At 62.2% G+C, this 14,021-nt stretch carries 8 protein-coding genes; 3 read left to right on the top strand and 5 right to left on the bottom strand.

Annotated elements, in window-relative coordinates; all coding sequences use genetic code 11:
• Positions 1-85: 85 nt before the first annotated feature.
• The 5 genes from CWC48_RS27625 to tpx all read right to left on the bottom strand — a co-directional run bounded on the left by CWC48_RS27625 (position 86) and on the right by tpx (position 9,901).
• Entirely contained in the window at positions 86-1,666 is a 1,581-nt protein-coding gene (locus tag CWC48_RS27625; protein ID WP_157806787.1) for an efflux transporter outer membrane subunit, read from the bottom strand.
• Complete coding sequence (locus CWC48_RS27630; protein WP_100490901.1) at positions 1,663-4,770, bottom strand: efflux RND transporter permease subunit; 3,108 nt, start codon at positions 4,768-4,770, stop codon at positions 1,663-1,665. Before CWC48_RS27630 ends, CWC48_RS27625 begins: the two co-directional genes overlap by 4 nt.
• Positions 4,767-7,868: an MdtB/MuxB family multidrug efflux RND transporter permease subunit gene (locus tag CWC48_RS27635; protein ID WP_100490902.1), complete on the bottom strand. Its 3,102-nt coding sequence runs from the start codon at positions 7,866-7,868 to the stop codon at positions 4,767-4,769. The genes CWC48_RS27630 and CWC48_RS27635 overlap by 4 nt, the downstream gene beginning before the upstream one ends.
• Positions 7,865-9,169, bottom strand: coding sequence for an MdtA/MuxA family multidrug efflux RND transporter periplasmic adaptor subunit (locus CWC48_RS27640; protein WP_078048175.1), 1,305 nt, complete (start codon positions 9,167-9,169; stop codon positions 7,865-7,867). Before CWC48_RS27640 ends, CWC48_RS27635 begins: the two co-directional genes overlap by 4 nt.
• 231 nt (positions 9,170-9,400) lie before the next feature.
• Positions 9,401-9,901, bottom strand: coding sequence for a thiol peroxidase (tpx, locus tag CWC48_RS27645; RefSeq protein WP_078048174.1), 501 nt, complete (start codon positions 9,899-9,901; stop codon positions 9,401-9,403).
• Positions 9,902-10,059: 158 nt separating this feature from the next.
• Between tpx and CWC48_RS27650 the strand changes: the two genes are divergently transcribed.
• The 3 genes from CWC48_RS27650 (at position 10,060) to CWC48_RS27660 (ending at position 13,966) form a co-directional block, all read left to right on the top strand.
• Positions 10,060-11,349, top strand: a complete 1,290-nt coding sequence (locus tag CWC48_RS27650; RefSeq protein ID WP_100490903.1) for a glycosyltransferase — start codon at positions 10,060-10,062, stop codon at positions 11,347-11,349.
• A 72-nt stretch (positions 11,350-11,421) separates the two neighbouring features.
• Positions 11,422-12,327, top strand: a complete 906-nt coding sequence (locus CWC48_RS27655) for an AraC family transcriptional regulator (protein WP_078048172.1) — start codon at positions 11,422-11,424, stop codon at positions 12,325-12,327.
• A 355-nt stretch (positions 12,328-12,682) separates the two neighbouring features.
• On the top strand, positions 12,683-13,966 hold the full coding sequence (locus tag CWC48_RS27660; protein ID WP_371857080.1) for a sugar ABC transporter substrate-binding protein: 1,284 nt from the start codon (positions 12,683-12,685) through the stop codon (positions 13,964-13,966).
• Positions 13,967-14,021 lie beyond the last annotated feature (55 nt).

Below are 14,021 nucleotides of genomic sequence, written 5' to 3' on the forward strand. Positions count from 1 at the left end.
CGGCGATACAGGCGCCTCGGTACTCAGAACGACCGAATTGACGCCATCGCCGGCAAGCCGGCTCCAGGCGCCTGGCCGTTGGGCATCAGTCCTTTTCGGCGATTGGGGTCTGCCCGTCCCAGCCGCCGCCCAATGCGGCGATCAGTTGCACGCTCGCCACTAGGCGCGTCTGCAGCAAGGTCAATACGGTGCGTTCGTTGCTCAGCGCCGTGGCTTGCACGGTGACCACGTCCAGGTAGGCAATCAGGCCGGCCTTGTACTGGTTCTGGGTCAGGCGCAGCGACTCACGCGCGGCCTCCAGCGCTTCGTTGCTGACCACCGCCTCGTCCTCCAGCACCTTGAGCTGCACCATGTAGTTTTCCACTTCACGGAAACCGTCCAGCACGGTCTGGCGGTACTTGGCCACCGTCTCGTCATAGGAGGCCACGGTACGGTCGACTTCCGCCGAGCGCTGGCCGCCATCGAACAGGGTCATGGCCAGCTTCGGCCCCACCGACCAGAAGCGGTTCGGCAGGCTGATCCAGTCGGCGTAGGTGCTGCTGGAATAACCCCCGGCCAGGCTCAGGCTCAGGTCCGGGTAGTAGGCAGCCTTCGCCACGCCGATATTGGCGTTGGCAGCGATCACCGAGCGTTCCGCCGAGGCGATGTCCGGACGGCGCTCCAGCAGCTGCGAGGGCAGGCTCACCGGGATCTGCGGCAACGCGGGGATGTCCTTGCTCACCGCCAGGTTGAAGTTGGCCGGTGCCTCGCCGATCAACACCGCAATCGCGTTTTCCAGTTGGGCGCGCTGCCAGATCAGGTCGATCAGGCTGGCCTGGGTGGTCTTCAGCTGGGTTTGCGCCTGGGCCACCGCGTCCTTGCCGGAAACCCCGGCACGGTATTGGTTTTCGGTCATTTGCAGGGAACGCTGGTAGGTCTCCAGCGTGGCTTGCAGCAAGCGCGTCTGTTCGTCCATGACGCGCAGTTGCAGGTAGCTTTGCACCAACTCCGACTGTTGGCTCAGGCGCATCGCCGCCAGGTCCGCCGAGCTGGCTTCGGCGCTGGCCTCATTGGCTTCGAGGCCTCGGCGCAACTTGCCCCAGATGTCGGCTTCCCAGCTCACGCCCAACTGCGCATTGAGGGTGTCGCGGATACCGCTGCTGGAACTGCTGAGGCTGGCGTTACTGCTGCCGGTGCCCTGGCTGGCGCGGGTTTTCCCGACGCTCAGGTCGACGGTGGGGTAAAACGCCCCGCGTGAACTGCGCACCAAGGCCTGGGCCTGGCGAAAACGCGCTTCGGCCTGGGCCACGGTCTGGTTGGAGGTGTTCAGGCGCGTTACCAGGTCGTTGAGTTGGCGGTCGCCGTACAATTCCCACCAGGCGCCACGGGCCAGGGAGTCGCTGGGGGTGGCCTGGCGCCAGCCCTGGGCTTCCTTGAATTGCGCCGGCTCGATGACTTCTGGCCGGTGGTAGTCCGGGCCAACGGCGCAGGCGCTGAGCAACAACGCCAACCCCACTGTAGGTGCGAGCTTGCTCGCGAAAACCGTCAACGATAACGCGCCCAACCGGGAGGTACGCGGTGCCTGGGCGTTTATCGCCGGCAAGCCGGCTCCTACAGGAGAATGCGGTACGCCGGGCGTCGTTGAATCGCGCGGACGTGGTGCATTGGCGTGAGTTGAATCGGTCATAGCGCAGTGTCCAGGGCAGCATCGGTACGCACGCCGCGCCATTTGTTGAAGCGATGGCGCGCGCGGTCGAGATAGAGGTAGACCACCGGGGTGGTGTAGAGGGTCAGGATCTGGCTGAACACCAGGCCGCCGATAATCGTCAGGCCCAGGGGGCGGCGCATTTCCGCGCCGTCGCCCGCGCCCAGCAGCAACGGCAAGGCGCCGAGGATCGCCGCCAGGGTGGTCATCAGGATCGGGCGCAAGCGCAACAGGCAGGCGCTGCGGATCGATTCCAGCGGGCCCAGGCCGTCGTTGCGCTCCAACTGCAACGCCAGGTCGATCATCAGAATCGCGTTCTTCTTCACCACCCCGATCAACAGGAACAGGCCCAGCAAGGAGATCAGGCTGAACTCGCCCCCCGTCAGGTAGATGGCGAGCATGGCGCCGACCCCCGCCGAAGGCAGGGTCGAGAGGATCGTCAGCGGGTGAATGTAGCTTTCATACAAGATGCCGAGCACCAAGTACACCGCCACCAGCGCGCCCAGGATCATGAACGGCTGGCCCTTCTGCGTGGCCGCGAAGGCATCGGCGGTGCCGGCCATCTTGGCGATCACGTCCTCCGGCAAGCCAACCTTGGCAATCGCCCGCTCGATGGCGGCCGTGCCCTGCTCCACCGTCACACCGGGCGCCATGTCGAAGGCGATGTTTTCCGAAGCGAACTGGCCTTCGTGGCTCACGCGGTCGTCGGCCAGGCTGTTCTCATAATGAGCGATGGTCGACAACGGCACCCGCGCACCCTCGGCAGTGATCACCTGCATCTGGTTGAGGGTAATCGGGTCCTGGGCGTACTTGGGATTGACCTCCATCACCACCTGGTACTGGTTGAGGCTGTCGTAGATGGTCGAAATCTGCCGCTGGCTGTAGGCGTTGTTGAGCACCGCCGTGACCATGTCCATGTCGATGCCCAGACGCTTGGCCTGGTCGCGGTCGACCACCAGCGTGACTTGCGCCGCGCCCCGGCCCTCGCGGGCGTCGATGGCGGTCAGCTCCGGCAGTTCACGCAAGGCCGCCACGACTTTGGGGTACCACAGGCGCAGTGCCGCCAGATCGCCGCTTTGCAGGATGTAGGAATACTGCGCGCTGGTCTGGTCGCGGCTGCCGCCAAATTGCAGGTCCTGGTCGGCCATCAGGAACAGCCGACCGCCCGGTACGAGCGGCACGTCCTTGCGCAGGCGCTCGATCACCGCCTGGGCAGAAATCTTGCGCTCACTGATGGGCTTGAGGCGTACCAGCATCACCGCGTTGTTGGTGCCGTTGTTGCCGCCGATAAAACCGGCCACGCTGAGCACCGCCGGGTCCTTGAGCACCGCCTTGCGGAAGGTTTCCATTTTCGGCTGCATCACACTGAACGACAGGCCGTCGTCACCGCGTACAAAACCGATCAACTGGCCGGTGTCCTGCTGCGGCATGAAGGTCTTTGGCACCACCACGTACAGCGCCACATTCATGCCGATGGTCAGCAACAGGCTGAGCAGGGTCAGCCGACGATGGCGCAACACCCAGTCCAGGCTGGTGGCGTAGCCGGCGACCATGCGGTCGTTGATCTTCTGGCTCCAGCGCTGCAGACCGGTCATCTGGGTTTTGACATGGGGCTTGAGCCAACGCGCGCAGAGCATCGGGGTGAGGGTCAGCGAGACAATCAGCGACACAATGATCGCGGCCGACAGGGTGATGGAAAACTCGCGGAACAGGTTGGTGACAATCCCGCCCATGAACAGGATGGACAGGAACACCGCCACCAGCGACACGTTCATCGACAGCAAGGTAAAGCCGACTTCCTGGGCGCCCAGGTACGCGGCCTTCATCGGGGGCACGCCTTCGTCGATGTGCCGGGAGATGTTTTCCAGCACCACGATGGCATCATCCACCACCAGGCCGGTGGCCAGGATCAAGGCCATCAGCGAAAAGTTGTTCAGCGAGAACCCGTACAGGTACATCACCGCAAAGGTGCCGACCAGCGACACCGGCACCGCCAGGGTCGGGATCAGCGAGGCGCGGAAGTTACCGAGGAACAGGTACACCACCAGGATCACCAGGCCCACGGCGATCAGCAGGGTCATCTCGGCTTCGTGCAAGGTGGCGGTGATCACCGGCGAGCGGTCCATGGCCAGGCTCAGCTTGACGCTGGACGGCAGCACCGCCTGCAACGCCGGCAACTGCGCCTTGATCTGCCGGACGGTCTCGATGATGTTGGCGCCGGACTGGCGGTTGATCACCAGCAGCACCGCCGGTTCGTTGTTGAAGAAACCGCTGTTGTAGCGGTCTTCCACGCCGTCACTGATCTTGGCCACGTCGCCCAGGCGCAGGGCCGCGCCGTTCTGGTAGCGGATCAGTAGCGGCTCGTAGTCCTTGGCCTTTTCCAACTGGTCATTGGCCTGGATCTGCCAGTTGCGCTGGTTGTCTTCCAGGGAACCCTTGGGCCGGCGCTGGTTGGCGTTGGCGATGGTGTTGCGCACATCGTCGAGGGCCACGCCGTACTGGTCGAGGGCCTTGGGTTCGAGCTCGATGCGCACCGCTGGCAAGGAACTGCCGCCGATCTGCACTTCCCCAACGCCAGGCACCTGGGACAGGCTCTGCGACAGAATGGTCGAGGCCAGGTCGTACAGTTGGCCCTTTTGCAACACGTCCGAGGTCAGCGACAGCACCATGATCGGCGCCTGGGACGGGTTGATCTTCTTGTAGGTGGGCATGCTGCGCATACCGCTGGGCAGCAGGTTGCGCGAGGCATTGATCGCCGCCTGCACTTCCCGCGCCGCGCCGTTGATATCGCGGTCGGAATCGAACGCGAGGATCACTCGGGTCGAGCCCTGGCTCGACGAACTGCTCATGGTGGTGATGCCGGCAATCGCGCCAAACGAGCGCTCCAGCGGCGTGGCCACGGTAGACGCCATCACCTCGGGGCTGGCGCCGGGCAAGCTGGCCGACACCACGATCACCGGGAAGTCGATCTGCGGCAGCGGCGACACCGGCAGCAGGTTGAAGCTGACACCGCCCAGCAAGAGGATCGCCAGGCTCAGCAGCATGGTCGCGACCGGCCGGCGAATGAAAGGTCCGGACAGGTTCATGACTCAACCGGCTCCAGGCTTTGCGGCTCTTTGCGCCAGCGGCGACCAAGGCGATCGAAATACAGGTAGATCACCGGTGTGGTGAACAGCGTCAACACCTGGCTCACCAGCAGGCCGCCGACCATCACCAGGCCCAGCGGCTGACGCAATTCCGCGCCGGAACCGGTGGCCAGCATCAACGGCACCGCGCCGAACAACGCCGCCAGGGTGGTCATCAGGATCGGCCGGAACCGCAACAGCGCCGCCTGGTAGATGGCGGTCTGCGGGTCGAGGCCCTGGTTGCGCTCGGCGTCGAGGGCGAAGTCGATCATCATGATCGCGTTCTTCTTGACGATACCGATCAGCAGAATGATGCCGATGATCGCGATCATGCCCAGGTCATTGCCACTGAGCAGCAAGGCCAGCAAGGCTCCCACCGCTGCCGACGGCAAGGTCGAGAGAATGGTGATCGGGTGGATATAGCTCTCGTAGAGCACGCCGAGCACGATGTACATGGTGACCACCGCCGCCAGGATCAGCAGCAAGGTGCTCGACAGCGACGCTTCGAACGCCTGGGCCGCGCCCTGGAACTGGGTCTGCACGCCCACCGGCATGCCGATGTCTTTCTGGGTCTGGTTGATCAGTTCCACGCCTTTGCCCAGCGCGACGCCGGGCGCCAGGTTGAACGACATCATCACCGCCGGGAACTGGCCGATATGCGCAATCGCCAACTGGGCCTGGCGCTGCTCAACATGGGCCAGGCTGGACAGGCGCACCTGGCCGCCGTCGGTGGTCTTCACGTGGATCTGGTTCAGTGCCTCCGGGCCAAGGGTTTCGCCGGACTGAGCCTGCAACACCACGCGGTACTGGCTGGCCTGGGTATAGATGGTGGAAATCTGCCGCTGGCCGAAGGCGTCATACAGCGCGTCGGTGATGGTCGATACGCTGACACCCAGGCGCGAGGCGGCATCGCGGTCGATCACCAGGTACACCTGCAGGCCTTTGTCCTGCAGGTCGCTGGCGACGTCGGTAAGTTCGGGCAACTGGCTCAGCGCGTGGACCAGTTTTTCGCTCCACAGCGCCAACAGCTCGGCGTCCGGCGACGACATGCTGAACTGGTACTGGGTGCGGCTGACGCGGTCTTCGATGGTCAGGTCCTGCACCGGCTGCATGAACAGGCGAATGCCCACCAGCTTGTCGATTTCCGGTTGCAGGCGGGTGATCACCTGGGCGGCACTCAGGTCGCGCTGGCCGTGGGCCTTGAGGTTGATCAGCAGGCGGCCGCTGTTGAGGGTGGCGTTGTCGCCGTCCACACCAATATAGGACGACAGGCTTTCCACGGCAGGATCGCCCAGGATGATCTTGGCCAACTGTTGCTGGCGCTGACTCATGGCCGCGAAGGAAATCGACTGCGGCGCTTCGGAAATGCCCTGGATCACGCCGGTGTCCTGCACCGGGAAGAAGCCCTTGGGCACCACCAGGTAGAGGAATACGGTCAGGCCCAGGGTAGCGATGGCCACCAACAGGGTCAGCGGCTGGTGCTTGAGCACCCACTGCAGCATGCTGCCGTAACGTGCGATCAACCAATCGATCCAGGCGCCACTGGCCTTGTAGAAGCGGCTCTGCTCTTGCTCCTTGGGTTCACGCTTGAGCAAGCGCGCGCACATCATCGGCGTGAGGGTCAGGGATACCACCAGGGAAATCAGGATCGCCACCGCCAGGGTGATGGCGAATTCGCGGAACAGGCGCCCGACCACGTCAGCCATGAACAGCAGCGGAATCAGTACCGCGATCAGCGACAAGGTCAGGGAAATCAGGGTGAAGCCGATCTGCTTGGCGCCCTTGAGCGCGGCGGCCAGCGGGGTTTCGCCTTCCTCGATATAACGGGAGATGTTCTCCAGCATTACGATGGCGTCGTCCACTACGAAGCCAGTGGCGATGGTCAGGGCCATCAGCGTCAGGTTGTTGATGGAGAAACCGGCCAGGTACATCACGCCAAAGGTGCCCACCAGCGACAGCGGCACGGCGATGGACGGGATAATCGTGGCGTTGACCCGGCGCAGGAACAGGAACGTCACCATCACCACCAGGGCAATGGCGATGAGCAATTCGTGCTGAACGTCTTTCACCGAGGCGCGGATAGTCTGGGTGCGGTCGGTGAGCACCGTCACGTCGAGGCCGGCCGGCAGGTTATCGGTGATGCTCGGCAGCAGCGCCTTGATGCGGTCCACCACCTCGATCACGTTGGCCCCCGGCTGGCGCTGGATGTTCAGCAGCACGGCCTGGTTTTCATTGGCCCAGGCGGCAAGGCGTTCGTTTTCGGCGCCGTCGACGATCTGTGCCACGTCCTTGAGGCGCAGCGGCGCGCCATTGTTGTAGGCCAGGATCAACTCGGCGTATTGCTGGGGCGACACTAACTGGTCGTTGGCGTCGAGCATCGACACGCGGGTGGGGCCGTCGAAGTTGCCCTTGGGCTGGTTGACGTTGGAGGCGGCGATCAGGGTGCGCACGTCCGACAGGTTCAGGCCGTTGGCCGCCAGGGCCTCGGGGTTGACCTTGATGCGCACGGCCTGGCGCTGGCCGCCGGCGATGCTGACCATGCCGACGCCGCTGATTTGCGCGATTTTCTGCGCCATGCGCGTGTCGACCAGGTCGTTGAGCTTGGGCAGCAGCATAGTCTTGGAGGTGATCGCCAGGGTCAGCACCGGGGTATCGGCCGGGTTGACCTTGTTGTACACCGGCGGTGCCGGCAAATCCTTGGGCAACAGGTTGGTGGCGGCGTTGATCGCGGCCTGCACCTGTTGCTCGGCGACATCCATATTGATGTCGAGGTTGAATCGCAGGGTCAGCACCGACGCACCGCCGGAGCTGGTGGACGCCATTTGCGTGAGGCCGGGCATTTGCCCGAACTGGCGTTCCAGCGGCGCGGTGACCGCACTGGTCATCACGTCCGGGCTGGCGCCGGGGTACAGCGTCATTACCCGGATGGTCGGGTAATCCACCTGGGGCAAGGCCGACACCGGCAACAAGCGGTACGCGATGATGCCGGCCAGCACAATGGCCAGCATGCTCAGCGTGGTGGCGACCGGGCGAAGGATAAACAGCCGCGACAGGTTCATGAACCGACCTTTTGCGCCTTGCCGGCGGTGGTGCCGGTCTCCCCTTTAGCCGCAGGCTTGCCTTGCAGGTGTTCGGTCGGGGTGGTCGGTACTTCGCTGCTGTCGTTGACCACTTCGATCTCGCTGCCGTCCTTGAGGCGGTCGGTGCCTTCCAGCACCACGCGGTCGCCGGCCTTGAGGCCTTCTTTGATCACGGTGTTGTCGCCATCGGTGTCACCCACCACGAGGGGCTGCACCTTGACCTTCTTGTCGCCGTCCAGCACGTAGACAAAGGTGCCGGTGTTGCCGAACTGGATCGCCGCCGACGGCGCCAGCACCACGTTGTGCAGGGTGTCGGCCAGCAGGTGCACATTGACGAACTGGTTGGGGAACAGCGCCTGGTCCTTGTTATCAAAACGCGCCTTGAATTTCAGGGTACCGGTGGTCACGTCGATCTGGTTGTCCAGGCTCTGCAGCACGCCGACGGCCTGTTGCTTCACGTCGCCACGGTCCCAGGCTTCCACGGGCAGCTTGTTGCCGGCGTGGTAGCGGGCGAGCACGGTTTCCAGGGTGTTCTCCGGCAAGGTGAAGGCCACGCTGATTGGCTGGGTCTGGGTGATCACGGCGAGGAACGTGGTGTCGTTGGCTGCCACCAGGTTGCCCACGTCTACCTGGCGCAGGCCGACGCGGCCACTGATCGGCGCGCGGATCTTGGTGAATTCGAGGTTGAGCTTGGCGTCATCCACCGCGCCCTGATTGGTCTTGACCGTGCCCTGGTACTGCAAGACCAGTGCTTCGGCGGTGTCCAGGGTCTGCTTGGCGATACTGTCCTGGGCATACAGGTCGCGATAACGCTGGACATCGACCTGGGCGTTCTTCAGCTGGGCCTGGTTCTGCATCAGCGTGCCCTGGGCCTGGAGCAAGGCGTTCTGGTAGCTGCGCGGGTCGATCTCGGCGAGCAGGTCGCCGGCCTTGACCATCTGGCCTTCTTCAAAGGCGATCTTTACCAGCTCACCGCCCACCCGGCTGCGCACATTGATGGTGTTGAGCGCTGTCACTGTCCCCAGCGCCTTGTAGTACACCGGGAATTCCCCCAGTACCGCCGGGGCCACGCGCACTGGCACCGGGCCCGTGGAGCCACCAAAGCCCGGGCGCATCATCCCCGACTTGCCAGCATGCCCGGCGGGCTTCTGCTCAGTGCCATCCTTGTGGCTGCCGGGCCAGAATTTCCAGCACAGGCCGGCGATAACCAGCAGCACAAGCAGGCCGAACAGCCAGCGGCGGGACTTACGGGGGGAGGATTGCATGGATTGATCAACCATTGGGCGCGAGAGCTTCTTCTTTGGGAGGCTGAAAGATAAGCACTGGGGCGCATTAAGAAAAGCGCCTTTACCGGCTATTTACCTTGGGCTTACAACTTTTAACTTCTGACCTTAGTTCATCGGCTATTTCGCTAAGCCGCTGACCGACAAATAAAAACGGCCTGGACTAGGCCAGGCCGCAATCATGCATCAAGCGTGTTACTGCAAAACGACAGTAACGTACCGAAACAGTTACTTCAAAACAGCCAGGGCTGCTTCGTAGTTCGGCTCTTGGCCGATCTCGCTAACCAGTTCGCTGTGCAGCACATTGTCATTTTCGTCCAGCACGACAACGGCGCGTGCGGTCAGGCCTTTGAGTGGGCCATCAGCAATCGAAACACCGTAGTCCACCGCGAAATCCGAATCACGGAAGTCGGACAGGTTCTTCACGTTTTCCAGACCTTCGGAGCCACAGAAACGGGCTTGGGCGAATGGCAGGTCGGTGGAGATGCACAGTACGACAGCGTTGTTCAGCTCGTTGGCCTGGGCATTGAACTTGCGGACAGAGGTCGCGCAGGTCGGGGTGTCGACGCTTGGGAAGATGTTCAGCACTTTGCGCTTGCCTGCGAAGGTCGCCAGGGTCGCGTCCGACAGATCGCCGGCAGTCAGGGTGAAATCAGGGGCTTGGGTGCCGGTTTTCGGCAATTCGCCTTCAACCTGGACAGGGTTACCACGAAGGGTGACTTGAGCCATGAACGGAATCCTTATGCTGATTTGGGTTTAACGAATTCGAGAGGCCGAAGTTAACCACAAAGTGCGTTCGCTACCTACCGCCAAACATAAATTGTCATGTCGCGGGTTATGGTTTAATTGCGCGCTTTGCGCCCTGCCCCTCAAGGAAAACGATGTCGATGAATGCCCCTGCCACCAAAGTCCTGGTCATTGGATACGTCTGGCCGGAACCCCGTTCCTCGGCCGCAGGCGGGCATATGATGCAAATCCTTGAGAGTTTTCTTACACAAGGTTGGGACATCACCTTCAGCAGCCCAGCGACCATTGGCGAACACAAGGCCGATTTGCCTGCGCTGGGTATCGCCGAATGCGCCATCGAGCTGAATAACAGCAGTTTCGATGATTTTATTCGCGAACTCGCCCCGGATATCGTGCTGTTCGACCGCTTCATGATGGAGGAACAGTTTGGCTGGCGCGTCGAAAAATGCTGCCCCGACGCCCTGCGCGTGCTGGAAACCTCCGACCTGCAGAGCCTGCGCGACGCGCGTCACCAGCGTCTAAAGGATCACCTGAAGGCGCACCCCGACAGCGACGACTTCAGCGCCCTGTTTTCACCGACGTTGCAGGAAGAGTTCCGACTGATGGCCGAGACCGACCTGGCCAAGCGCGAAATCGCGGCGATTTACCGCTGTGATATCAGCCTGATGATTTCCGACGTGGAAATCCGCCTGCTCACCGAGCACTTCAAGGTGCCAGCCGCCCTGCTCCACTGGTGCCCGCTGATGCTGGAGCCGCCGAACGAGCCCTTCGCACCCTTTGAAGACCGCGCGCACTTTCTCAGCATCGGCAACTTTCGCCACGCGCCCAACTGGGACGCGGTGCTCTGGATGAAAAACAGCCTGTGGCCGCTGATCCGCCAGCAATTGCCGGGAGCGCAGTTGCACATCTATGGCGCCTACACGCCGCCCAAAGCCACCGCCTTGCATAACCCGGCGCAGGGTTTTCATGTGATGAACTGGGCCGAAGACGCCTTGCAGGTGATGACCGCCGCGCGTATCTGCCTGGCGCCCCTGCGATTGGGTGCCGGCATCAAGGGCAAGCTGGCCGATGCAATGCTCTGCGGTACGCCAAACGTCACCACGCCGATGGGCGCCGAAGCCATGGGTGACGAGCAGCCATGGCCTGGCGTGGTAGAACACAGCGCCCCTGCCCTCGCGGCGGCGGCGGTAGCCTTGTATCAGGACCGTGAACGCTGGACCCAGGCCCAGGAAGACGGTCGCCAACTATTGGCCCGGCGTTATGACCAGAAGGTCCACGGCCCGGCGTTGGTGGCGTGCCTGGAGCAGTGCCGCAGCCACCTCACGGCCCATCGCCGGGACAACTTCACCGGCAGCATGCTGCGCCACCACGCGCATAAAAGTACCCAGTACATGTCGCAGTGGATCGAGGCGAAAAACCGCAACGTCTAGACAGCGGCGCTGGCGAGGTTGCGCGCGAGGGGGCATTATCCTACGCAGCAACCACAATAAAGCGACGGCAGCATGACCCGAGCAACGCGTATCACCGACCCTTCCTACGAACTGATGGACGACCATAACGGCTTGTCCATCATCTATCGCCAGCACGGTTTCCCCTGCCCGCTGGTGCGCTGGCACTTTCACAAGGAATACGAGTTGCACCTGATCGTCGCCAGTTCCGGCAAGGTGTTCATCGGCGATTATATCGGCAACTTCTACCCGGAAAGCCTGTTCCTCACCGGCCCCAACTTGCCCCACAACTGGATCAGCCAGGTGGAGGAAGACGAGGTGGTGCCCAAACGCGACATGCTGGTGAACTTCACCGATGAACTGTTCGAGCAAGGCAGCCACATCTTCGCTGAACTCAGGAGCCTGGCGCCGTTGCTGGAGCGCGCGCAGTACGGCATCGAGTTCCGCTGCAAAAAAACCATCGCCCAGGCCATGACCTTGATGCAACGCATAGAGGACGCCCAGGGCATGGCGCGCCTGGGGCACTTCTTTATCCTGCTGGACGTGTTGAGCGCCTGTGAGGACTACCAACTGCTGTCCGGTGTGACCACACCGCAACTGGCCGATGAACACAGCATCGACCGTACCAACCGCGCGGTGGATTACATCTTTGCCCACTATGCGCGGGAGTTGCCGCTCGAAGAAGTGGCAGAATACTTGGGCATGAAGCCCACTTACTTCTCTCGCGTGTTCAAACAGGCCACCGGGCGCACCTTCATCGAGTTCGTCAATCGGCTGCGTATCAGCAAATCCTGCGAATTGTTGGCCGATGGGGATAAAGCCGTGACGGATGTGTGCTTCGAGTCGGGCTTCAACAATATTTCCAACTTCAACCGGCGTTTTCAGCAACTCAAGGGCATGACCCCTTCCCACTACCGGCGCCTGGCGGTGCAGCGGCTTACCGAACAGAACCTGGCTTGAACTCAATGCCCGACGCTTTACTGTAGGAGCCGGCTTGCCGGCGCCCCCCCTGTAGACGCCGCGCTTATCCCGGTTTTGCGCGTTATCGTTGACCACCATCGCGCAAGCCGGCTCCTGCAGGGGGCACACCGGGCGAATCGTTTCAGCCATCGCCAGCACGAGTGCAAAAAAGTATCAGTCCCAGTGCGCCCAAGGATTTGTCACAACCCCATTTCAAGGCTGTAATCAACGCACACTCTTCCTGACGACCTGTAGGAAGACACAACAACAATAACTGTCCTTCTGTAGCCCCCTGGGCGCGGAAATGGAGTGCGCGATGAAGTTCACAGCAAAAGCACTGCTTGTTTCGACCTGCATGACCACCTGCATGACCCTCAGCGCCGTCAGCTTTGGCGCGCAAACCCTGACCATTGCCACCGTCAACAACAGCGACATGATCCGCATGCAAAAGCTCTCGAAAACCTTCGAGGCCGAGCATCCGGAGATCAAGCTGAACTGGGTGGTGCTCGAAGAAAACGTGCTGCGCCAGCGCCTCACCACTGACATCGCCACACAGGGCGGGCAGTTCGATGTGTTGACCATCGGCATGTACGAAGCTGCACTCTGGGGTGCAAAGGGTTGGCTGGAGCCGATGAAGGACCTGCCGGCGTCCTACGACCTTGACGATGTATTCCCTTCGGTGCGTGACGGTTTGTCCGTCAAGGGTTCGCTGTACGCCCTGCCGTTCTACGCCGAAAGCTCGATCACCTATTACCGCACCGACCTGTTCAAGGACGCCGGGCTGACCATGCCCGAGCACCCGACCTGGACACAGATCGGCGAGTTCGCCAGCAAACTCACCGACAAGAGCAAAGAGCAGTACGGCCTGTGCCTGCGCGGCAAGGCCGGCTGGGGCGAGAACATGGCGCTGATCACCACCCTGGCCAACGGCTACGGTGCGCGTTGGTTCGACGAGAAGTGGCAACCTGAATTCAACGGCCCTGAATGGAAGGACGCGCTGAACTTCTACGTCGACAACATGAAGAAGTCCGGCCCGCCGGGTGCTTCCAGCAACGGTTTCAACGAAAACCTGGCGCTGTTCAACAGCGGCAAGTGCGCCATCTGGGTCGATGCCAGCGTGGCCGGCTCGTTCGTCACCGACAAGACCCAGAGCAAAGTGGCTGACCACGTCGGCTTCACCTTTGCCCCTCACGAAAAGACCGACAAAGGGACGTCGTGGCTGTACTCCTGGAGCCTGGCGATCCCGACCAGTTCCAAGGCCAAGGACGCCGCCAAGGTCTTCACCAGTTGGGCCACTTCCAAGGAATATGGCGCCCTGGTTGCCAAGACCGACGGCGTTGCCAACGTACCGCCAGGCACGCGCAAGTCGACCTACAGCGACGAGTACATGAAGGCCGCGCCGTTTGCCAAGGTGACCCTCGAATCGCTGAAAGTCGCGGACCCGACCAAACCGACGCTCAAACCGGTGCCGTATATCGGTATCCAGTTGGTGACCATCCCTGAATTCCAGGCGATCGGCACCCAGGTCGGCAAGTTCTTCTCCGGCGCGCTGACCGGTCAGCAGACGGTGGATGCTGCATTGACCGCCGCGCAGACCACCACCGAGCGTGAAATGAAGCGGGCGGGTTATCCCAAATAAAGTGGGTACACCACTGTAAAGGTGGGAGCGGGCTTGCTCGCGAATGCAGTCTTGC

Origin of the sequence: Pseudomonas sp. S10E 269 (assembly GCF_002798465.1) — a bacterium.
Lineage (GTDB): Bacteria > Pseudomonadota > Gammaproteobacteria > Pseudomonadales > Pseudomonadaceae > Aquipseudomonas > Aquipseudomonas pergaminensis.

Coding starts and splice junctions, on each gene's coding strand:
- CWC48_RS27655 (WP_078048172.1), top strand. CDS start 11,422: ATGACCCGAGCAACGCGTATCACCGACCCTTCCTACGAACTGATGGAC.
- CWC48_RS27660 (WP_371857080.1), top strand. CDS start 12,683: ATGACCACCTGCATGACCCTCAGCGCCGTCAGCTTTGGCGCGCAAACC.
- CWC48_RS27640 (WP_078048175.1), bottom strand. CDS start 9,169: ATGGTTGATCAATCCATGCAATCCTCCCCCCGTAAGTCCCGCCGCTGG.
- CWC48_RS27625 (WP_157806787.1), bottom strand. CDS start 1,666: ATGACCGATTCAACTCACGCCAATGCACCACGTCCGCGCGATTCAACG.
- CWC48_RS27635 (WP_100490902.1), bottom strand. CDS start 7,868: ATGAACCTGTCGCGGCTGTTTATCCTTCGCCCGGTCGCCACCACGCTG.
- CWC48_RS27650 (WP_100490903.1), top strand. CDS start 10,060: ATGAATGCCCCTGCCACCAAAGTCCTGGTCATTGGATACGTCTGGCCG.
- CWC48_RS27630 (WP_100490901.1), bottom strand. CDS start 4,770: ATGAACCTGTCCGGACCTTTCATTCGCCGGCCGGTCGCGACCATGCTG.
- tpx (WP_078048174.1), bottom strand. CDS start 9,901: ATGGCTCAAGTCACCCTTCGTGGTAACCCTGTCCAGGTTGAAGGCGAA.